Genomic DNA, 22,497 nt, shown 5'->3' with positions numbered 1-22,497 from the left:
AATGGAATGGGTCGCTCAGGGGCGTTGCTGCAGCGCCGCGTCCAGCGCGGCGGCGTCGATGCTGACGCTGGCGGCCGGCGCCATGCGGGTGAGGTACTCGCTCACCAGCGCCTGCTGGCGCTGCTCACGCAGGGCGGCCTGCAGCCGTGGCCGGGCTTCCTCCAGCGTGGCCAGGCGGGCCGGCTGGATGGCCAGCAGCTTCAGCACATGGAAGCCGCTCGGCGACTGCACCGGCTCGCTGACCTGGTTGGGCTGCAGGCGCGCCACGGGCTCGCGGATCTCCGGCAGCATCAGCGCCAAGGGCAGCAGGCCGACCTCTCCACCCTGGGCGGCGCTGCGTGCGTCCTGAGACCTGGCCTTGGCCAGCGCCGCAAAGTCGCCCTTGCGGGCTTGCGCCGCGAGCTTGACGGCTTCGGCGCGCACCTGTGCCGTGGTGGTGGCATCCGCCTGCGGTGGTGTGGGCAGGTAGATCTGCGCCACGCGGTAGCTGGCGGGCACGTTGAGGCCGGGCTTGGCCTGCTCGTAGGCCGCGGCCAGTTCTGCATCGTTCGGGTAGTCCGCAGGCAATGCGGTCACCGAGGCCAGGTAGCTGCTGCTGACGATGCGGTCGGTGATCTCCCGCACCGCCGCGTCCACACGCGCCTTCACCTCGGGGCGTTCCTGCCATTGCTGCTGGCGCGCCTCGCGCAGCAGCTGCTCGCTCGCCAGGCGCTGGCGCAGCCAGTTCTCAAGGCCGGAACGGTCGGTCTTCAACTGCGCGCGCTCGGCCTCCGGCATGGCCTGCAGCAGGCGCTCCACCTCGTTGGCCGAAATCGACACGGCACCCAGGCGGGCCACTGGCGGGCTGGCCGTGGCCGGGGTCTGTGCCAGCGCGGGGATCACAAACGCGGCAAGCGCGAGGCCGAGCGCGCTGCGCGCGGCCTGTCGGTGAAGGGTCTTCATGGCGGTCATGGTGTGGTGGCGGCCTGGTCTGCCGGGGCATTGACGGCGCGCACGTCGAACCGGCTCTGGTACAGCTTGTCGCCGTACTGCTGCGCGATCTCTTCCAGCTTCACGCGGCGGCTGGTGGCGAACGGCTGGCGCGACGAGAGCACGGTGTTCAGGTCGAGCTTCTCGTAGGCGTTCACCACTTCCATGCCGACCGCGTACAGCTGCTGGTTCTTCACCTCGCATTGCGCCACCGCGGCCTTCTGCAAAGCCACCTCCTGGCCCAGGCGCTGACGTTCGGCCTCCGAGGCGCGTGCCATCTTGAGCAGTTCGTCGTAGGCGCCACGGAACTGCGCCACCTGTGCACCCGCCTTGTCCACCGCCTCACGCGCCTGCTGCTGGGCCGCCGTGCGTTCGCTGTCCTGGCGCGCACGCGCCTCGCGTTCGCGCGCGAGTTGTGCGCGGCTCTGGGCCAGCTCGGCACGCAGCGCCTCGGTGTCGGGTGCAGGTGCCCGGGTGGCGGCGCCCGGTGCGCTCGCTGCACCACCGGCCTTCATCTGCGCCAGTTCGTTCTGCGTCTGCTGCAGTTGCCCGGTCACCAGGCGCAACTGGGCGCGCAGCCGCTCTTCCATGGACGAGTCCTGTGCCTGCGCGGCGCCCGCCAGGCCCAGCGCGGCACCGGCGAGGGCCGAGGCGAGCAATGTCCTGTGCAGCAGGCCGCGTGTGTGTTCAAACCGTGTCATGCCTGCTCCTTCAGAAACGCGCGTTCAGCTCAAGCTGCAGCGTGTCGATCTGGTACGGCGCCCCGTACACCTCGCGCGTCGCAGACCAGCGGCCCGAGAGCCAGGTGTTCTTGTCGATCGCGTAAGAGCCGCCGATGAAGTACCCACGGGCATTGGTGCCGCCGTGGTGGAAGGTCGAGTCGTTGTAGCCGTCGGGCATGGCATCGGGTTCGATGCGCTTGTAGCCGGCCAGGACGTTCCAGTCGCCGCGTTGCGACGGGCTGGGTTTGCCGAAGGTGGCCTGGAACATGTAGGCGTTGCCACCGCTCTTGAAGTCGGCCTGCGTGGGCACCAGCGGCGCGTTGGCGCCGTAGTTGTTCACGATGCCGCCACGCGCGCGCCGGAACATCTCGGCCTTGTCGTAGGCCAGGTTGCGCACATAGTTGGCGTCCAGGCGCAGGCCGTAGCCGTTGGCCACCTGGGTGTCCCAGCGGAAGTTCACGTCCAGCAACTGGAATTTGGACGCCAGCCCGAAGTACTGCGGCTGCGCGGTGTCCGCGGGGTTGGCCGGGTTCAGCGTGATGTCACGCAGCATCATCAGCGTGTTGCCCTTCTGCATGAAGGCCGGGCGCGACCAGTCGCTGTCGCAGGATTTGGCGCCGGCGTACAACGCGCAAGGGCTGGAGACCTTGCCGGTCACGTTGCGGAAGTCGTAGTAGGCCAGTGCGCCACGCAGGCGGTTGGTGCTGTCGAGTTTCCAGTTGGCACCCGCCTGCACGCCGAACAGCCATTTGTTCTGGCTCGTGGCCTTGTCCTGGCTGTACTGCGGGAAATTGTCCGACGAGTACTCAAGCGGAATCACGCCGACGGTGCCGAAGATCTCCAGGTCCTTGTTGCTGGCCAATGCCTTCTGGTACTGCACGGCCACGCCGTCGAAGTTCAGGTCGCTGGAGAACAGCGTGTCGCTCGACACGAAGGGGTTGCCGAACCGGCCACCGGTGAGGGTGAGGCCTTCCATCGGCTTGTGGGACAACCAGGCCTGGTCGAGCCACAGGCTCTTCTTGCCCAGCCCGCCACCCAGGGTCTGGGTGGTGGACACCGGGCTGTCGTCGCCGCCGGTGGCCAGGCGCACGCCGGCGTGTGTGTTGTCGGAGATCTCTGCCGCCAGGCCGATGCGGGCGCGCGCGCGCCAGAGCAGCTTGCGGTCCTGGCGCGTATTGAGCAGCGGGGGCAGGCCGGCCGTGGTGTTGAGGTTGACGTCGTAACCGCTGCCCTTGTTGATGGCCGCGTAGTCAACGACTTCGTTGCTGTTGCCGGCGGAGAACAGGCGCGATTCGTTGCGCACCCGCACGTCCCCTTCAAAGCGGATGCGTTGTGTCCACTCCGGCGTTTCGTTGGGCGCGGCCCAGCCCTCGGATTTGGCCTGCGCCATCACCTCGCCCTTGATGTCGTCGCGGATCTGGTCGCGCACGGTCTGCGGGATGTAGGGCACGCGCACGTCGCCCGCTTCCGGGCGCAGGCCCGTGGCAGGCGCCGCCACGGCAGCGGCCACCTGGCGCTGCGTGGTCTGTGCGGCCATGGCTTCGGTCTGCGCCTGTGCCAGCAGGGCTTCACCGACGTCCTTGGCCAGTGCGCCGCTCTGGATCAGGCCACGGATGAGCCGCACCATGGCGCTTTCGGCCGGCGCCGCGGCAGCGGCCGGTGCCTGGGCGCTGGCGGCCAGGGAGGTCAGTGCCAGTGCGGCCGCGACGGCGATGGTCTGGGCCCGGCGACGCACGGCGTGCGCGGGGAGGTGTGTGTGTTGGGTCATGGTTGATTCGGGGATGGTTCAAAAGGGGAAGCCGGGCGCCCGCGCGCTCAGGGGCGACGACCGTTCATGGAGACACGCATCGGGAAACGCATCGATTGCGGGGGCCGCTCGTCCACTCGGTCGATCTCGCGCAGCATCGCCAGCACCACCTCGTCGGTGCGCGCGTTGCCGCTGCCCTGCACCAGCTGGAAGCGGGTGGTGCGGCCGTCGGCGGCGAGCCAGAGGTCGATGCGCAGATCGCTGAACACCAGGTTGCGGGTGCGTGGATCACGCGCCAGGGCCTGCTGCAGTTGCGCCGACAGGTAACGCTGGTAGGAACCGGCGCCCAGGCCACCGCCGCCCGCCGTGCGGCCACCGCCGCCGCCCACGGCAATGCCGCCTTCGCCCGCCTGGGCCTCGGCGTTCATGGTCAGCGGGTCGCCCATGTCCTGCGAGGGGCTGGGGGCGGCGTCGTCCATCGGTTTGTCGACCGACTCCACCGGCGTGGGCTCCACCTCGGTGATCTTCGGTTCCACCGGCGTCGGTTCGGGCTCCGGCAGTTTCTCGGGTTCGGGTGGTGGCGGCGGGGGCGGCGGCAGCATCAGCATCGAGGTGCTGGCCACCTCGCGCTTGGTGCTCGCCGTGCCGGCCAGCAGGTACCACAGCAGCGCCAGCAGCAGCGCGGCCGCCAGCACGCCGAAGGCCGTGCCACCCCAGCGGCGCCACCAGGCGCGCGGTGTCATCGGCGTGGCCGGCGCGGTGGCGCTGGCGTGGGAGTTGCGCGTGTTCAACTTGCGCTCCTCACGCGGCCGGCTTGCCGGTCACGAGGCCAATCTGGTTGAGCTCGATGCGGCGCAACAGATCGAGCACCTCGACCACCTTGGCGTACTGGACCGCCGAGTCACCGCGCACGATGACCGGGAAGTCGGGCGTCAAGGCCTTCTCGGTGCGCAGGCGTTGCTCCAGCTCGGCCAGCGTCACCGGATACGCGTCCAGGAACACGCGGCCATCGTTGTCGATGGTGATGGCCTTGGTCTTGGGCTTCTCCAGCGCAACAGCCGAACTCGCCTTGGGCAGATCCACCTTGATGCCGGGGATGCTGGCGTTGCTGGTCAGGATGAAGATCACCAGCACCACCAGCAGCACATCCACGAACGGCGTGATGTTGATGCCGCCGGTGCGCTTTTTCGTGCCGAACTTGGCTGCAGCGTTGGCCATGGATCAGGCCCCCCGCAGCATCTGGCCGCGGCCCTCGCCCTGCTCTTCGGCCAGGCGGGTGGAGAACTCGTCAACGAAGACGGCCATGTCGGCGCCGATGGCGTCCGAACGCGATGCGAGCCAGTTGTAGCCGAACAGCGCGGGAATGGCGACGCCCAGGCCGGCGGCCGTGCACAACAAGGCTGCGGCCATGCCGGGTGCGACCGAGTTGATGTCCACCGCACCGGCCATCGCCGCGACCACGAACACCAGCATGATGCCGATCACGGTGCCGAACAGGCCCACGTAAGGCGCGCCTTCGATGGTGGTCGAGAGCCAGTTCATGCGCTTGGACATGCGCTCGTTCTCGCGCACCATCACGCCGTCCATGGCGGCACGGATGGCGCCGATGGTCGCCACCGACACCGCGTTCAGGTCGTAGCCCCGGGCCTGGCGGCGGCGCATTTCATCCACCGCCACTTCGTACAGGCGCCAGAGCGAAGAATCGGCCTGCACCTCGGCCGGCACCTTGTTGCCCCTGGCCAGCGAATCCAGCGGCGCGCCGGCGGTCTCGCGGAAGTAGCCCATGAAGGCCGCATTGGCGCGCGACATGGCACCGTAGCTGCGGCCCTTGCCGATCATGATCGCCCACGACACCACCATCATCAGGCCGAGGATCGCGACCACGATCCAGGCGTCCAGCGGCATGGCGGCCAGGATGTAGCCGAAGTGGCTCTTGCCGGCCTGCTGCTCGTCCGGGCCAAACACCGTCAGGCGCGATTCGGCGCCCTGGGAGACCGCGTCGGCCAGCATCAGGGCATCGCGGCGCGCCACCTTGGAGATGCGCACTTCGTCGATGGCGCCCACGAAGGGAGCCAGTGCCTGGCCGTCGGCCGCGGCGCCCACGGCGGCGGGCGTGTTGAGCGCGGGCAGTGCCACGGCCAGCGTGGCGGCGGTGCGCCCACCCACCAGCAGGTTCACGGCCTGGCCGTCGGCGGTGACCGCGAGGTGCGACCACTGGCCGGCCTGGATCGGCTGGCCCGGCTTGCTGCGCTGGCCATTGACCTGCACGAAGGGCACGCCCTGGTCGATGCCCAGCGTGAGTTCACCCGCACCGTCGCGGCGCGAGTACACCACCTGGCTGGCGCCCAGCGTTTCAGGGCGCACCCAGACGCTGAAGGTGAACGAACCACCAGCCGCCACCGCCAGCGATGGCGAGGCCGGCAGCATCAGCGGCGCGTTGCCCAGCATGGCGCCACGCCCGATCACCGTGCCTTCGGCCGTCACCGTGGTGGTCTGCGCGTGGTTGCCGTAGGCGGTGGTGTCGCGCGCCGGGGCACCGGTTTCGGCGAAGTGGTAGACCAGCGTGTAGTCGGGGTCGAAGCTGAGCTGGCCGTTGCCGGACGCCGGTGCCTTCGGGTTGCCGTAGTACATCCAGATCTGCTGCGGCGCGGCCTCCGACAGCGCCGGCATGTCGACCCAGACCAGCGCCATGCCCAGCAGCGGATCGAACTGTTCGATCTGGTGGTTGAGCACGGTCTTGTCGTCGGCGGCGACGAAGCGCAGGTCGGCACCGGTGTCGCTCACGCCCTCGAAGCTGAAGTTGCCGGTGTGCAGGCGCACCAGCACCGGCGTGCGGCCGGCGTCACCACCGATGGCCGCAGCCTGCGGACCGGCGTCGATGGTGATGGGCTTGCGGTATGCCCAGTCGGGTTGCCACCAGGCGGCCTGCGCCAGGTTGGGCAGGAGCGCGCTCAGCGCCGTGAACAGTAGAAAGAGGATGCGTCGCATGACAAAGGTTCTCCGAAGACTCGTAGGAATGAAGTGCGCAGGGGCGGTAAGGGTCGGCGCCGCGCTCAGTAGCTGGCGGTGAGGTTGAAGGTGAGGCGCGGCTTGTGCCGTTCGGTGCGTGCACCGGCCTTGAGCGGGTAGCCCAGATCGAGCCGCGCGCTCAGGTGCTGGCCGACGCGGAAATTCGTGCCCACGCCCACCGAGGCGAGCGTGAAGCGGTCCTGCTGCTCCGGCAGCGGATCGCGCAGGCGCAGGTGGCCGGCGTCGATGAAGGCGTAGGCGCGCCAGTCCTCGAACAGGTTGGACAGTTGCGTGAGCGGTCGGGTGCGCCACTCGACCGAGCCCACCAGCCCGACGTCGCCGGTGGCTTCGGCCGCCAGATAACCGCGCACCGAGTTGGCGCCGCCGGCCGCGATCTGCTCGCCGGAGATCAGGGGCGCGTCGGTCAGCTGGCCTGCAAGACGCCAGCCCAGTTGGGACGCATTGGCCAGCGCACGGGTGCCGTTGAAGTCGGCCTTGACCACATGGAAGCTGGGCGAGGCCTTGTAGCGCTTGTAGCTGAACCCGCGCCAGTCGCTGCCCCAGCCGAGGAAGGTGCGCGTGCCCACCACCAATGACAGGCCCAGCCCGTACTGCAGCTTCTCGCCCTGGTAGTAGCCCGAGTAGGCCAGCGTGATGGGCGCATAGCGCAGCGGCACTTCGTCGCTGGTGTTGCCGAACTTCAGCGCCTCTTCGTTGTTCTTGAAGTCCACACCGGCGCTGAAGCTGTGCCACCAGGCGCCGCTGTCGGGCACGGTGTAGCTGGCCTTGAGGCCGAGCGAATAGCCCTTGCCGATCACGCTGGTGCCACCCACCGAGGCCACGTTGCTGTCGGACACATAACCCGAGGCGTCCAGGCTCCAGTTGGTGCCGCGCAGTGGCGCGGAGTAGGAGCCCGACCACACCTGGGTCTGGTCCATGTCCTGCGGCGTGGCGAACACGCTGAGCGAGGCGCTGTGGCCGAGTTGCCAGAGGTTGTCGTGGCCGACCGAGGCCGTCATGCGCAGAGCCCGGGTGTCGGCGCTGCGGTCGTTGTTGAGGCCGACGCTGCCGCGCCACGGGCTGCTGTCGTCCACCTTCAGGTCCACGTCCATGGTGCCCGGCAAGGCGCCCTGCCGCACCAGCGGCATCACCTGCCGCTTGCCGCCGCGGTTGAGCGCCGTGAGTTCCACCTGGGCCTGGTTGAAGTCGGGCACCGCGCCTTCGCGCAGCGCCGGCACCTGTTCACGCACCGCCACCGGCGAGTTGAATTCGGCGCCGACCACACGCACGCGGCCGACCCGGGTTTCGTTGACCTGCAGGAACACCAGCCCGTCGGTGACCTGCTGTTCCGGCAGGTCCACATACACCGACTGGTAACCCTTGGCCTGGTAGGCCGCGAGCAAGGCGTCGCGCGCGTTTTCGATGTCCTTCACCGTCTTGCGCGGGCCGAGAAAAGGCGTCACCGTGCGTTCGATGGTGCGGGCATCGAGCACCGTGTTGCCACGCACGATGTACTCCAGCACATCCATTTCCTGCGCCTGCTCCGCCGACACCGGGGCGGCCGCGCCGGCCTCGGTCTGCGCCGCGACCACGCCGCTGCACAGGGCCAGGGAGGCGAGGCACACAGCCCGCCATCGCGGGCCGGCGCCGCTCTTCTTCATTTCATGCATGGGATGAACTCGATTTCCGATATCTGGTGTGCGAATACGCCGGGAGCCCACCATCGTGAAGCGTTCCGATGACAGTGCCGGCGTCCTGATACATAGACGGCTGGCACCGGCAGAAACCGCGATTTGTCACGAAAACTTCATAAAGAAAAACCGACGCGGCACCCCGCGCCCGACCGTCTTGCGCGGCCGGGCGGCCCGGTCATGCGGCTGCATTTTTCGTTGTCTAGAATCGCGGGCCTTCAACAGGAGCACCGCCGATGCGCGCCAGCACGACCGCCCGACCACAGCCCGCAGACGCGCTCATGGACGCCGCGAAGCCACGCCGGGCCGGCGTCGCCACGCTGGCATTGCTGTTGCTGGCGCCGTGGCTGTGCCATGCGCAGGCACAGGAACAGGCGCCCGGCGATGGCGCGGCCGCCTGCATCGAGGTGGAGGTGGACGGGCAGCGTTCACCGCCCTCTTTCGAATGCCTCACGCAGAGGCTCGCACCAGCAGGCCAAGGTGCCCGGTCTTCGCAGGCCGCGCCACGGCTGGCGTCGGAGGCCATCGTGCTGCGACCGTCGAACCAGCTGGGCCTGTTCAACCGCGCCGCCACCGGCCACCGCATGGGCAACCAGTTCGGTATTTCGGCCTTCCCACAGCGGCCGGGCGACGCGCCCGAACGCACGCCCATCCCGGCCGTGCCGCGGCCCTGAAGGGCAAGCCCCGCCGGCCGGGGCCTGCCCGGCCGGTGAAGCTCAGCCGCCGGACGTCATGGCGCGGCGTTCGCGTTCGGTGAGCTGTTGCAGCTGCTCGGCGGTGAGCGCGCCGTGTCCCACGAACTGGAACGGACTGTTGCTGTCGTAGCTGGTGCGCTCGGCAGGCACCGGCGCACGGCCTGCCGGTTCGGGTGCCGCGCCTTCCGCCGGCTGGTCGCCGAAGCCGAGCACGCGCACCGTGAACACCGAAGGCAGTGCCTGGCGCGCCGCCGCGCGTTCGCGCTGCACCACGTCCTGCGCCGCTGTCGTGGCCTGCGCGGCGGCCGCGCTGGCGTTGGTCAGCGCGCCGATGTTCACCGAGGCCACCATCGGGATGCCCACTGCCTCGCCCTGCACCTGGATGTTCTCGGCGTTGAGCACCTGCAGGGCCGCCAGGTTGACGTTGCCCGAGACGCGGATGCCGGCTTCACCCGCGTCGATCGTGCCCAGCGGCGCGATCAGGTCGATGTCGCCCGGGGGCACCTCGGGGATCGGGTTGAGCGTGGCGATGCCGGCCCCGGTGTTCGGCGTCGAAGGCGACAGCGCCACGTTGCCCATGGAGTCGTAGAGCCGGCGCTGCGGCGTGGCCACCACCGTGGTCTTGGAGCCGCGGCCGGCGTTGATGTCGCCCGCGGCCGACCAGGCCAGGATGTTGCCGCCGAAGGTGGTGAAGATGCGGCTCTGGCCCATCAGGATGTCGCCCTGCGAGAAGATGTTGATGTCGCCCTCGCCTTGCGTCAGGATGCCCGAGCCCGCACCGGGCGAGAAGCCACCGTCCACACCCACCAGGGTGCGGCCACCCGGCACCAGCAGGCTGACGTCGCCACCGAAATCGGTGTGGATGCCGGCGTCGTTGACCTTGTAGTACGGCACGCTGTAGCTCGGCCGGCCCATGGCCTGCCATTCGGTTTCGCTCACATAGTTCAGCCCGGGCGCGGGGCGGCGCAGCGGCGGGTTCTCGGTCACGAACTGGTCGTAGTAGAGCGCGCTGCTGAACATGGTGAGGTCGCCCTGGTAGGTGATTGCCTCGCCCTGCGCGTCGCGCGATGGCAGCAGGGTGGCGATGGCTTCGCGGCCACGCAGGTAGCTGCCTTCGCGTGGTCCGTCCACCGCGTTGTACTCGCGGCCGGCGGCCTTGAGTTCGGCGTAGTAGACGTTGCGCAGGAAGGCGCTTTGCTGGGCCGGTGGCAGCGCATCGAAGAAGGCGCGCGCGTCCATCGTGGCAGCATCAAAGTGCAGGCCGCTGCCGTTGGCGCCGCCAAAGCGGTTGCCGAGCCAGTTGACGAGGTGCAGCTGGCTCTCCAGCTTGTACTCGCGCGCCAGGTGGCGGTTGCTCGCGGTGCCGCCCTGGGCCAGGGCCTGCTGGCGGGTCTGGTCCAGCTGCAGTTGCTGTGCCGCCAGGAAGGCGTCGGCCCCGGCCTCGTCACCGGCGTAGCCGAACTCGGCCGCCAGCCATTGCGCCAGCGTGATGCCGCCGCCGTAGGTGCGCACCACCTTGCCCGGCTGATCGGCCAGCGGCAGGCCTTCGGTGGCGAGGTTCGCCGCGTCGAGGTAACGGGCGGCAAAGGCCGACCAGTCGGCACCCAGGCGGCCCATGCCCGCGGCCACCGCGATGCCGGCGCCGCTGCTGCGGTCGCCCGGCGTCACGTTGGCCACCGCGCCGATGCTGCGCAGTTCACCCTTGTCGGCCATGTAGACATCGCGGCCCGCGCTGATGTCCAGCAACCCGGGGCCTGCAATGTAGAACGAGCTGTGGCGCAGATCGCGGCCGGCCTGCACCACCGACACGTCGTCGGCGCTGGTGTGCACGATCAGGTTGCCGCGGCCGGTGCTGGCCCCGATGGCGTCGGGCCGGTGCGGTGCGGTGAGGTCGATGCGGTTTTCCACCGTGGTCCAGCCGTTCGTGCCGGGGCGCAGCCCGGTGAACGTGCTCAGGCCGTCGTAGCTGCCCAGCGTGGTGCCCGAGTTGACGATGTCCCGGCCGGCGCGGATGGCCACGGCGCCGCCGCCGTCGTACCAGTTCTCGTACAGCGTCGTCACGCCGGTGATGCTGCCGCGGTAGATGATGGTGCCCGTGCGCGCGCCGACGATGTCGCCCTGCACCGCGTAGTAGCGCGACGGCGCCTTGCCCACGTTCACATGGCCCGACGCCGTGGGTGGCGCAAACGGGAACAGCGTGTAGCCGCCGTCGTTGTACGAGCTGTCTCCACTGGTCAGGCTGCCAAAGATGCCGGGCGCCACCGCGTTCTGGCTCACGTTGTGGAGCAGCTCGCGGCCATACCAGACCCGGTTGCCGTAACCGACGAAGGCCGGGCGCAAGGGGTCGGGCAGTGCCGTCGGATCGGCGCCGGAGGTGGAGAAGTTGGCGCCCGCTGCGTACAGCGAGCCGGCCGCCAGCAGTTCGAGCTGGCCGGTGCCGCTGGCCACGAACTGGTCGCTCACGGGCGATGGCGCCAGGGTGACGCCGGTCAGCGCGCCGCCCGGGTTGCCGTAGAAGATGCTGCCGCTGGCCGCCGCCGCGCGCAGCACCGAGGGGTACATCGCGTTGTTGTCGGTCGCTCGCGCGTCGGAGAGGTTGCTCGAGTCCACGGGGTTGAGCGTGGGCGTGAGGTGGCCGCCGGCGGCCAGCAGGTCCACGGCGGTGGACGGGGTCCACAACGAGAACCAGCTGTAGCCGCCGCTGGCGTGGCGTTGCCCGCCGAACTGGAACGGCGTGCCGCCGTGCAGCTGCGCGGCACGGCCGGGGTCGGCCACGCTGCCCAGCACCAGGTCGCCACGTGCATCCAGGCGCGCCGCGGCATCGCCCAGCACCAGCACCGGCCCGCCAGCCGACGCCGCCGAGGTGGCGTTGAACACGTCGTTCGGGCGCGAGTCCTTCGGGTCCTGCCGGCCGAACTTCAGTTCGACGGTGCCCACGTTGCCGGCCTCCAGCCTGAGCGCGCCGCGCAGGTTGGTGATGCTGCCGTTGAGGTCGAGGCGGTGGCGGTCGCGTGGCGGAATGACGTTGGCCACGGGCTCGATGTTGGAGCCCGTGAACGCGTTGCGCGCCGGGTCTGCGTTGAGGCCACCGCCCAGGCGGATGTCCAGGTCGCCGCCGCCGGTGAGCACCAGGCTGCCGTCGGCCGCCACGCGGCCGGTGCTGGCCACTGCGAGGTTCACCCCCGAGCTGCGGAACAGGTAAAAACCGCCGTGATCGCCGCGGCCTTGCAGCATGCCCGCGTCGCCGCCGGCCTCGAACACCAGGTTGCCGCCGCCCAGCGTGCCGAAACCGGTGAAGCCCACCTGGCGCGGCATCTCGACGAAGTTGTCGTAGAAGTTGTCGGTCTCGGGCGGCAGCACGTAGGTGCCGAAGTTGATCCACCAGGCGGTGGGCACGCCGTCGGCGCCGGTCTGCACGCTGCCCGTGCCCTGGCGCCACAGCCAGTTGCCGACCGATGAGGTGGGCGCGATCATGCCCGTGGGCAGGCCCATGCTTTCAAAGCGCAAGGTGCCGCCGCCGCCGCTCAGGCTGTCGCCGATCACATCACCACCGGCACGCAGCAGCAGGTTGCCACCGGCTTCGGGGTACCAGGCCTGGTAGAGGCTGTCGGCACCACCGTTGACCAGTGGCTCGAAAGGCAGGCCATGCCCGCCCAGCACCGAGCCGTTCGGCCGGCTGCGCGGCAGGTTGTGGCGGTCGTTGTTGCCGGGCTCCAGCGCAGCCGACGGCGTGCCGGCCGTGTAGATGCCGTAGAGCGAGGTGGTGGCGATGTCGCCGCCCGAAACCAGGCGCAGGTCGCCGGTGCCGGTGCGCACCACGCTGGAGAGCTGCTCGCGCACGCCCGGCAGACTGACGAACTCCTTGTCCGCCGGCACCGCCGGGGCATGCAGCGCCGTGATGTCGCCGAAGCCGAAGGTGTTCAGGTCTTCGGGCGTACCCAGCCAGGCGGCGAGTTCGTCTATCTGGTCCTGCGTGATGATCTCGCCGACCACCGGCACGAAGCTCAGCGCGTATTCGCCGTACCACTCGAGCATCACCTGCTCGAGCAGCGTGGGGTCAACCCACCTGAAGGTCTCGGGCGAGCCGGTGCCGGGCACGTCGCGCACACCCCCGGCCTTGCCGTAGTGCATGTCGGAGAAACGCAGGCGCGCGCCGCTCTCGTGCAGCGTGGTGAGGCGGTCGGCCGCCGCGGTGTCGGCACCGGCCACCAGCGTGAGGTCCCACGACTGCGAGCCACCCGGCAGCATGGGGGCCACCGCCCAGACGCGGCCCTGGTGGCCGTCGCTGTCGCGTGGCCGCAGGTCCACGGTGGTGGCGCCACCCGCCAGCATCACCGTGGTTTCGCTCGGAATGAACGCACCCTTGCCCAGCACCAGCGCGGTGGACAACACCACCGCGGTGTTGGAAGGCTGCGAGGGCAGCGGCACACCGGCGGGCCAGGTCATCGCCGCCATCCGGGCGTTCGAGGACAGGCGGAAACCGGCGTCGAAGCGGGTCCCGGCGGGCAGGCTGATGGCGTCTGCCAGCACGGTGCCGGCCGCGTACAACACGTTGCCCGCCGCGTCGCGCACGTTTGCGCTCAGCACGCTGCCGCGCGCCAGCGCCAGCGGCTGCGCCAGCGAGGCCTCGGCGGGCAGCAGGGTGCCGGTGGCGATGAGCATGGGGCCAATGGGCAGGTCGTAGTTCAGCACGCGGCCGGACTGGAAGCCGGTGCCCGCGGCCAGCGTGACCGTGCCGCCATGCGGCACCACCACGTCGGAGCCCCAGAGCTGGCGGCCGTGGGTCAGCACCCAGCCACCGCTGTCGAAGTTGCTTTGCAGGCGGCTGCCGTCGAAGCCGTCGCTGATGCTGCCGAACACCTCCAGGTCGCCCTGCGCGCGCAGCACCAGTGCGCCGGCCTCGCCCGAGCCGTAGGCCAGTGCGTTGCGTGGCGTGCGCGGGTTGACGCTGGCGTAGCGATGGCCGGAGAGGTCGATGTCGCCGTCCACATGCAGGTTGCCATCGGTGTTGACGGACAGGTCCGCCACCACCTCCACGCCGGGGCGCAGGTGGAACTGGTCGCGGTAGCCGCGCAGGCCGGCGAGCTTGCGCTCCATCAGGTCGGCGTTGGTGAGCGCCGCGTTGATGAAGGTATTGCTCTCGCCGTGCAGGCGGTCCAGGTAGGCCTGGTCGATGACCTGGTAGGTCTGGCCGCTGGTGGTGGCCTCGGTGCCCGCATCGGCGCCGTGGTCGGTGATGAAGGCATTGACGTGGATGGCCTTGGCGCCGTCGATGGTCACCGTGCCGGCGGCGTCGATGGCGACATCGTTGCCGCCCACGCGCGGCGCGTTGAGCGCCACGGTGCCGTGCACGCCGGTGGCGCCGGCCACGCGCAGGTCCATGCGCGCACCGCTGGCGATGGCCAGTGTGCCGCTGCCGGCATCGATCTCGATCACGGCGCGGTTGGGCGCGTCGATGGTCTTGCCGCGGCTGTCCACGCGCAGCACGCTGGCACTGGCATCGAGCACCGCGGTGCCGGCCAGGGTCACGCCGTCCCTGGCAGCCAGGCGGATGCTGCCGGCCTGTTCGCCGCTGGCGTCGATGGTGCCGTTCACCGTGAGGTGGCCGGCGTCGAGCGACACGTTCACTTCACGCGCCTTCACCTCGTTGCCGATGGCGAGGTCGCCCTCGCCCAGGCGGAAGCTGCGGCCACCGGTAACGCCGGCTTCGTTCAGGCGCGCATTGAGGCCCGCGAAGTCGGCGATGGTGCGGCCGTGCACGTCGATGCGGCCGGCGAGGTAAGGCACCTGGGTACCACCGGCGTCGTAGTGGCCGCTGCTGCTGCCGTCGATCGCGCCGGCCAGGGCCACCGCGCCCTGCGCCGCGGCCACGCCGAGCTTGCCAGCGCGGTTGTGTTCGGCCGAGAGGTCGATCCGCGAGCCTGCGGCCTGCTGCACACCACCGCTGCGGCTGTGGATCAGCACGTCGCCACCCCAGCTGTACTTGCGGGTGTCGAAGAAGTCGATCTTGCGCCCGGCGAGGTCCAGCCGTGCGCCGTCGGCCAGCGTCACCGGGCCCAGTGCCGCCAGGCTCAGCTTGCCGCTGGGCAGCAGCACGGCGGTGTCGAGCACCAGCTGGCCGCCGCGGCTGTCGAGCGCGATCTCGGCACCGAGCGCGCCCACGAGCGCCGCGTTGTCGGCCGCCGCTGCGCTGGCCGCGCCGCTCACGCGGATGTCGCCGCCGGCGGTGATGCGGTTCACCGAGCCGGCGTTGCCGGTCATGAGCGGTGTGCTGATGAAGAGGTTGCCGCCGCTGCGGTCGTAAGCCTTGTCCGTGGCGTTCCAGGCACCCTGGCTCTGGTAGACCGCGAGCGTGCCCTGGTGGGTTGCCGTCACGCGTTCGCTGGCGTTGAGGCGCACGTTGGAGAAGCCCAGCGCCAGCCGGTCCTGCTCGCGCACGGTGTCGGGCCGGCTGCGCGGGCCGTAGCCGAACACGATCTCGCGCGCATCGACCACCAGCTCGCCCTGCCCGGTGCCCGGGCCGCCGGCGATCACACCGGCCGGTGGCGTGAGCGCGCCGGTCCAGATCAGCGTGTCGGTGTGGATGCGGGCCACCGAGCCGGCATCACCATGGCCGTAGATGGCGGGCGTGCCGAGCACCAGCTGCTTCAGCGCCGACTTGCCATCGGCACCGTAGGTGGAGAGCGTGACGTCGCCGAAGAAATTGATGGCGTCGCGCACGGTGAACGACAAGGCTTCCAGCGCGGGCGCGCCGGTGCTGGTGTCGCCCAGCAGCAGGCGGTCGATCAGGTCCTGGTTGAGCGTCATGCCGGCAGGCAGTGCGCCCCGCGCATCGACCTCGGCCAGCGCCGCGCCGTTGCCCACGTTGACGCCACCCAGCGCCAGCGACAGGTTGCGCGTGCCGTAGCGCACGGTGTCGCCCAGCACGAAGCGGTTGTCGGTGGCGGTGGCAATGGTGCCCTCGGCATAAAGCCGGGTGTCGCCCGTGCAGGCGCTGCCCACGGCGCAGAGGCCGATCTCGATGGCGCTGGCACCGGCGGTCGGCGTCTGCGGGTTGGGTGCGGACGGCGCCAGCAGGTCGATCTGGCCGTTGGAGAGCGCCAGCATGGCGTTCAGGCCGGGCTGGTAGATGTAGCCCTGCGACGCTTCGTAGGCCGAGGCGCCCCGGCCCAGCGTGTTGATGCTCGCGCCGTTCTCCACGGTGATGCTGCCGTCGGTGCGGCCGGACATCAGGAACACGTCGGCCGCCTGCAGCACCGCACCTTCGCGCAGCACGATGTGGCGGCTGGTGTTGCTGCTCACCGTGATGACGTTCGCGTTCTTCAGCGAGCCGTTGTGGTCCGTGTAGGTGCTGCGCAGCATGCTGCCGATCTCCAGCCGCGACGCACCGGTGGCGTTGAGGTCACTGGCGTGCACCGACACACCGCCGAAACCGGCCGTGCGTTCGCGGCCATCGGCCAGCAGCTCGTACTCGCCGGCGTTCATGAGCCTGGTGACCGTGCCATTGCCGCCCTGGGCCGGCGCGCTCAGGATGGCGCCATCGACGACGAACTGCGGCAGGCCGAAGGAGCCGGGGGTGGACGGCTCGCTGAGCATCAGGTTCAGCGCCTTGCCGTCGCGTTCGAGCAGCGGACGCGGCACGCCTTCGCGGGCGGCCTGCTGCAGGGCGAACCCGGCGTAGCTGGTTTCGTTGTAGCGCGAGTAAGCGCGCAGCGTGTCGGCCGGCGTGAAGATGGCCTGGGTCGAGAGCACGTCGAGCATGTCGGTGTTGGCGATGCCCAGGCGCGCAGCGGTGTTGTAGGAGCCGTTGCGCATGGCGCTGGTGGCGCCGAACTGCGTGCCGCTGCCCGCCAGGCCGTTGAGCTCCACCCGGAAAGCCCCGGGCAGCAGCGCGTAGGTGGACGGCAGCAGCGTGTAGGTGCCGGCGGGCAGGCCCGGCACACCGGCGCCGATGGTGATCTGGCGATTGAGCAGCGGGTCGCCGGCGCCTTTCTCGGCACCCAGCGGCGCGGCGCCGGGCTGCACGCCCGGCACGATGGCATAGACCGGGTTGGTGGACAGGCCCGGCAGCGTGAAGCCGCTGCCATCGGCCCGCAGTTGCACCAGCGGGTGCAGGCGCGCATCGGTGGAGCCGCCGCGGCCTTCGAGGAAAGCCGCACCGGTGAGTTCACCACCACCGGAGAGGTCCACCACGGCACCGCTGTGCACGTTCACCGCATGCGACCTGAAGTCCACCTTGGGCTCCCAGCCCACGCCCTGGTGCACCACGTCAACGCCGTTGTAGGTGTAGGTCAGGCCATCGACGGTGCCGCCGTAAGGCATGACCAGGCCTTTGGCGCTGACCGAGGTGATGCTGCCCGGCAGCAGGTTGACGGCGCCGGTGTAGCCCGAGCCATCGGCCAGCCCGAAGGTGATGCTGCCCAAGGGCGCGCGCAGCACGCCGCCGTGGTTGACCGTGGCGGCGGCGAAGGTCATGGCGCCGAACACGTCGTAGGGCAACGGCGGCAGGGCCGAGCCCATGCGCTCGATGGTGAGCACGCGGTCCGGATCGAAGCTGCGGGTGACCGAGCCCCACGCGGTGCGCTCACCGACCGCGCCCACCACGATGGCGCCGCTGCCGTAGATCTGCGCGGCGGCCAGCGTGGTGTCGCCGGGCGAGAAGAAGCGGCCGTCGCGCAGGCGCAGGTCGCCCGTGCTTTCGATGCGGACACGGCCGAAGGCATCGCGCTCCACCGAGAGCGGCGTGACGGCGTTGAGGATGATGGTGCCGCGCGCGCCCACGCCCAATTCACCCACGATGTCGACCAGGCTGCCCGAGATGTTGAGGCTGGCGGCATCGGCCACCAGCGGCACACCCAGCGTGCCGCCGCCGGCACCGGCGTTCTGCGAACCGAACACCGGGTTGGGCATGATGGTGTTGTCGCGCTGGCGGCCCGTCGAGCCTGCCAGCCGCAGGTAAGGCGCGGCCAGGTGCACCTGGCTGTCGCGCGGCGCGGCGGTGGACAAGCCCATGGCGCTGGCCGTGAGGTAGAGCCCCTGTGCCATGCGCAGGTTGATGTCGCCGTCGAAGCTCAGCAGGCCGTTGACCGAGAGGGCCGCCGTGTCGAAGCCACCCGCGTGGATGGCGTCCACGCCGTAGCGGGCGTGCCCGTAAGCCAGGCTCGCATGCATCTGGCCAACCTGCACGTCCTGGCCGAGTCCGCTGCCGCCATACACCTGTTCGATCACCAGCTCGCGCGGCACGCGCACCGCGTCGTCCACGGCCAGGCCTTTGTAGCCGAACCGGTCCACCGGGCCGTAGACCGGCGTGTCGAGGTTGAGCACCAGCGTGCCGCCCATGGCGCCGGCACCACCGGCCGCGGCCTTCAGGTCGCCGTCGATGAACAGGCCGTTGCCCGAGCTCAGCGAGATCGCGCCACCGTGGCTGGCCAGCGCGGTTTCGCCGAGGTCCGGCAGATCCAGCACCGCCTGTGCGCCCGAGGCGTCGAGCACGGCGCCTTCGCGCACCACGACGAAAGCGGCGATGGCGCCCTTGCCGACCGCCTGCAGGTCGTGCCGGCCGCCGATCTCGATGGTGCCGCCGTCCAGCACCCGGCCATAACGGCGGCCGTTGCCATCCACCCCGGTGAAGGCCTGGCCCGAGACGTCGAGCACCGCGGACTCGCCGACCCACAGCGAGCGCGCGTTCGGCGTGCCCACGGGCAGGTTGCTGCTGCCCACGCTGGGCGCGTCACCGGAGAGCACCGAGATGCGGCCGCCATGGGCCTGCAGCGTGCCGTCGAGCGTGATCTGGCCGTTGCCCATGAGCGTGATGGACTGGCCCGGATCCACCGTGATGCGGCTGCCCGCCTCCAGGTTCAGGTTGCCATTGCCCTGCACATCACCCGCGGTGAGGGCCAGGCTCGCGCCCTGGCGCAGCGTGAGCTGCCCACGCGCGGGCTGGTCCTGCTGCAGCGAAGGCAGCCACTCGGTCAGCACCGACGACGGGTCCTCGCCGCTGGCGAGCAGTCGCGCCGCCGCCGCATCGGCCTGCAGCACCGGCATGGCCACGTCGAGCTGGGCGCCGGGCACCACGATCAGGCCGTCGCGCCCGGTGACGCTGTAGCTCTTGAAGCCGGACTGGAACACCCCGCCATCCAGCGCCAGGAAAGACTGCACGGCCACCGGCTGCTGCCACGCCGTGCCGGCCGGCATGCGCGTGCCGCGCGGCACCACCAGCGCCACCGGCGTGGTGGTGCCCGCGGTGTACCTCAGGGTCTGCTCCTGAATGGGCAGGCCGTTGGGGAACACATCCGCCGGCACCACGAAGCCGGCATCCAGTTCGGTGATGGTGGACAGCACCGTGCCGGCCGGCAGGGTGGTGCCGGCGTAGCGCACCGGCCCGTTGGCGATCTGCACCGTGACGGGCAGCGTCCAGGGGCCCTGCAGGGTCACGGGGTTGGCCGAAGTCACCATCGGCCGCATGCGCGAGGGCATGGGCTCCCCGCCCTGCACACGCGTCAACACGACCACGAAGCTCACCGGGATCATGTCGCCCGCCGCCAGCACGACATCGGCCGCCAGGCGCAGCGGCAGATCACTCACCTCGCCCACCGCCAGTTCACTGACGGCCTGCGGCAGCTCGCCGCCGATGCTCACGAGCGTGCCGTTCTCGATGTTGAGCGCACCACCCCCTTTCACGCCATGGCCGCGGATCTTGCCGTCCAGCGCCACCACGCCACTGCCGCCGTACTGGGCCGAGGCGAGCGTGACGCTGCCGCCCTTGCCGCCGGCGATGCGGTTGTCCACGCCCCAGGTAGCGCCGGAGGAGACATCGATCAGGCTGCCCGCGGAGAGCGTGACGCTGCCGGAGCTGCGCAGCATGACGCTGCCGCCGTCGATGAAGGGCAGGCCACGGATGTCACCGTCCAGCGCCTGGTTGTTCCAGACGCCGCGCGCGTCCAGCGTCACACCGTTGCCGACGACCACCTGGCGCTCGTAGCCGGTCGAGGTCAGGTGGCCGATCGGCGTGTCCTGCCAGGGGTCGCTGCTGGGAACGTTCAACACCACCATGTCGCCCAGGCGGATGCTGCCGCCCCGCGCGGTGAGGTCGGCGTTGACGTTCACGTCGCTCGCATGCAGCGCGATGTGGCCGCCGTGCGCGACGGAAATCGCTTCGTTCACCGTGACACGGCCTTGTGCGTACACCTCCAGCGAACCGAGTTGCTGGGCGTCGAGCCAGCCGGCGTCGAGCGCCATGTGGCCGGCCTGCGGCGTGCCGCCCGCGGCCACGTCGCCGATGGCCACTTCCTTGACCACCGCCCCGGCGCCATGGCGCAGCAGGCCGGTGTTCTTGTCGTACACCGGCTGGTAGGTGCCGATGATCAGTTGCCCGCGCTGCGCCAGCGCCGTCTGCGCCTGCTGGTAGCCGTCCAGCGAGAGGTCGCGCTTGCGGGTCTGCTGCATGCCCTGGTAAACCGCCGTGTCGATGGCGCCTTCCAGCGTCGCGCCCTGCGTGGACACGATGAGCCGGCCCGCGTCGCGGCCCACGGTGTAGCCGTTCTCCAGCCGCTGGCCGGGGGCGATCAGCGGGTTGGCGAAACTCTCGGTCACGCCCCAGCGTTTGTGGTTGAGCTCGTAGCCGCGGTAGAGGCCGGTGTAGAGCAGGTCACCCGGCGCGCTGGAGGCGGCGTAGATGCGCCCGTCCGAGCCCTTCAGGTAGGTCTGGCTCACGTAACCGGTCTGCACGTCCAGCGCACCGCCGGCCAGGTTGATCAGGCTGCCGGCGCGCGTGGCCACCTCGCCGCCGGAGAACTGCACCGTGCCACCCTGCGCCATCCACTCGCCGACACCATGGCCGGTAACGCCCAGGTAGCCCCCCACTTCCAGCAGGCCGCCGGCGGTGTACCAGCGGTCGGTGGCATATCCGTTGGTGCCGGCGGGCACGAACACCAGCTGGCGCCGGTCGACCCAGATGTTCTTGTTGTTCAGGCTCTTGTCGTCGCGGTTGATGGGCGCGTCGCGCTGCTCGTTGCCCTGCACGTTGACGAGCACGTTGTTGGCTTCCATCGCCACGCGCACACCCACCGCGCCCGAGACGTCGATGACCGCGCCACTGGCCACGGCGGCGCGCGCGGCCTTCACCATCACCTGGCCACCCGTGGCCAGGGTGAGCGATTCACCGAGGAAGTCCACCGCACCGGCGCTGTCGATCAGCACCAGCGACTGGTCGCGCCGGTGTGCCACACCGTCACCGACCTTGTCCGAATCCTTGATGAGCGCATCGCGCTGGGTGTCCAGCGCGGTCGCGACCGTCTCGTCCAGCACCACCGCGGTGACGCTGCCCGCGCCCAGCGTGACACGGCCGGCGGCGTCGCCCGCGGCGTTGTTCAGGTGCACCGTGCCGCGCGTGTGCACGCTGGTGGTGGCCACCGCCACGCCCTGCTGGCGCACGTCCTGGCCGGTGAGCGTGATGTCTCCGGTGACGGCCTGGATCAGGCCGGTGTTGCTCACCAGGCCCGCCGACGAACCGGCCTGCTGCAGCGTGCTGACCACGTTGCCACGCGTGGTCGAGGTCTGGTTCGCGTCGCTGGCCATGCCGCGGCGGATCACGAAGGCATCGCCCGCGGCCAGCACGGCCTGCCCCGATGGCGTGACGATCTCGCCGGCGTTGTGGGCCTCGCGCCCGGCCAGCAACACATAACCACCGCCTTCGGTGACGCTGGTCGGCTTGTGGGTCTGGATGCGTGCGCCGGCCTGCACCACCACGTCGCCCGTGGCCGCGGCGTGGGTGAAGCTGGTGGCGGTGGAGCTGAGGTCGTTCGCCAGGGTCGGGATGTGCGCCGCGCCCTGCGCTTCGCTGAACAGGCCCTTCTTGAACTGCGCGTCGCTCATGCCGACGGCGGTGGCCACCAGGTTGCGCGTATTGACCTGGCTGGAGCCGCTGAAGACGATGCCGTTGCGGTTGACCACCAGCACCGTGCCGTTGGCCTGGATCTGGCCCTGGATCTGGCTGGGCCGCGCCTGCGGATCGTTGACGCGGTTGAGCGCCGACCAGTTGGCCTGCTGCTGGAAATCGACCGTGGTGTTCTTGCCGACGTTGAAGGTTTCCCAGTTCAGGATCGCCTTGTCCGCGGTCTGCTCGATACGCACCGTGGTGCGGCCATCGGCCACGCTTTGTGTCGGCTGGTTGGCGTTGACCCAGCCCGCCGTGAGGCTGCTGGTGTCCACGTTCAGGCCGTCGGTGCCGAGGCCATCGGGCACCGCCGAAGCGGCCTTCTGCGCGGCCGCTCGCGCTGCGGCCTGTGCGCCCTGCAAGGCCGCGATGCTTTGCGCCGTGCGCCCCAGGCTGGCGAGCGAACGCGCCAGCTCCGCGCGCGCTGCCTCGCTCTGTCCGGCGGGTGTGAGGCTGGCGCTGGCCGGCATGCCGTTGGGCAGCTTGCCGGTCTGCAGCGCGCTGTTCTGCACCGCACCCTTGGCCGCAAACCACGCCGGGCTGAACGCCTGCTGCGCCTGCACGGCACCTGCCGAGGAGGCCAGCAGCAAGGCCACGGCATGCGCGAGTGGCGAAAAACGCGGAGCGAAGGAGCGCAGGAAACGGTGGTGGTCGCGCGGCGATTGGGTCATCTGGTGTCCAGCAAGGGTTCGTTTGGTTCCACAAGCATCGGCGCGCCACCACACGGGTG

The 22,497-nt window shown here is 70.2% G+C and carries 9 protein-coding genes; 1 reads left to right on the top strand and 8 read right to left on the bottom strand.

Annotated features, from left to right (window positions below):
• Positions 1-15: 15 nt before the first annotated feature.
• The 7 genes from HPA01S_RS03250 to HPA01S_RS03220 all read right to left on the bottom strand — a co-directional run bounded on the left by HPA01S_RS03250 (position 16) and on the right by HPA01S_RS03220 (position 8,072).
• A complete protein-coding gene (locus tag HPA01S_RS03250) occupies positions 16-942 on the bottom strand; it encodes a peptidylprolyl isomerase (RefSeq protein ID WP_066266767.1) in 927 nt (308 codons plus the stop codon).
• A gap of 5 nt (positions 943-947) precedes the next feature.
• Positions 948-1,670, bottom strand: coding sequence for a hypothetical protein (locus HPA01S_RS03245; protein ID WP_066266573.1), 723 nt, complete (start codon positions 1,668-1,670; stop codon positions 948-950).
• Positions 1,671-1,680: 10 nt separating this feature from the next.
• On the bottom strand, positions 1,681-3,459 hold the full coding sequence (locus HPA01S_RS03240; protein ID WP_066266570.1) for a putative porin: 1,779 nt from the start codon (positions 3,457-3,459) through the stop codon (positions 1,681-1,683).
• A 47-nt stretch (positions 3,460-3,506) separates the two neighbouring features.
• Entirely contained in the window at positions 3,507-4,229 is a 723-nt protein-coding gene (locus tag HPA01S_RS03235; RefSeq protein WP_245638558.1) for a hypothetical protein, read from the bottom strand.
• Positions 4,230-4,239: 10 nt separating this feature from the next.
• Positions 4,240-4,656, bottom strand: a complete 417-nt coding sequence (locus tag HPA01S_RS03230; RefSeq protein ID WP_066266568.1) for an ExbD/TolR family protein — start codon at positions 4,654-4,656, stop codon at positions 4,240-4,242.
• 3 nt (positions 4,657-4,659) lie between these two features.
• The gene (locus HPA01S_RS03225; protein WP_066266565.1) at positions 4,660-6,426 is read right to left on the bottom strand and encodes a DUF2341 domain-containing protein; all 1,767 of its coding nucleotides are present in this window, start codon (positions 6,424-6,426) and stop codon (positions 4,660-4,662) included.
• Positions 6,427-6,491: 65 nt separating this feature from the next.
• A complete protein-coding gene (locus tag HPA01S_RS03220; RefSeq protein WP_245638557.1) occupies positions 6,492-8,072 on the bottom strand; it encodes a ShlB/FhaC/HecB family hemolysin secretion/activation protein in 1,581 nt (526 codons plus the stop codon).
• A 302-nt stretch (positions 8,073-8,374) separates the two neighbouring features.
• On the opposite strand from HPA01S_RS03220, the gene HPA01S_RS03215 reads away from it, so the two are divergent.
• Positions 8,375-8,812 (top strand): hypothetical protein, encoded by a 438-nt coding sequence (locus HPA01S_RS03215; protein WP_066266564.1) that lies wholly within the window; start codon positions 8,375-8,377, stop codon positions 8,810-8,812.
• A 42-nt stretch (positions 8,813-8,854) separates the two neighbouring features.
• Here the strand turns inward: HPA01S_RS03215 and HPA01S_RS03210 are convergent, their stop codons facing one another.
• Positions 8,855-22,438, bottom strand: coding sequence for a filamentous hemagglutinin family protein (locus HPA01S_RS03210; protein ID WP_066266562.1), 13,584 nt, complete (start codon positions 22,436-22,438; stop codon positions 8,855-8,857).
• Between the last annotated feature and the right edge of the window lie 59 nt (positions 22,439-22,497).

The organism is Hydrogenophaga palleronii NBRC 102513, assembly GCF_001571225.1.
Taxonomy (GTDB): Bacteria; Pseudomonadota; Gammaproteobacteria; order Burkholderiales; family Burkholderiaceae_C; genus Hydrogenophaga; species Hydrogenophaga palleronii.
Note: the sequence above shows the minus strand (reverse complement) of the source record. Positions and strands in the feature narration are given on the sequence as shown.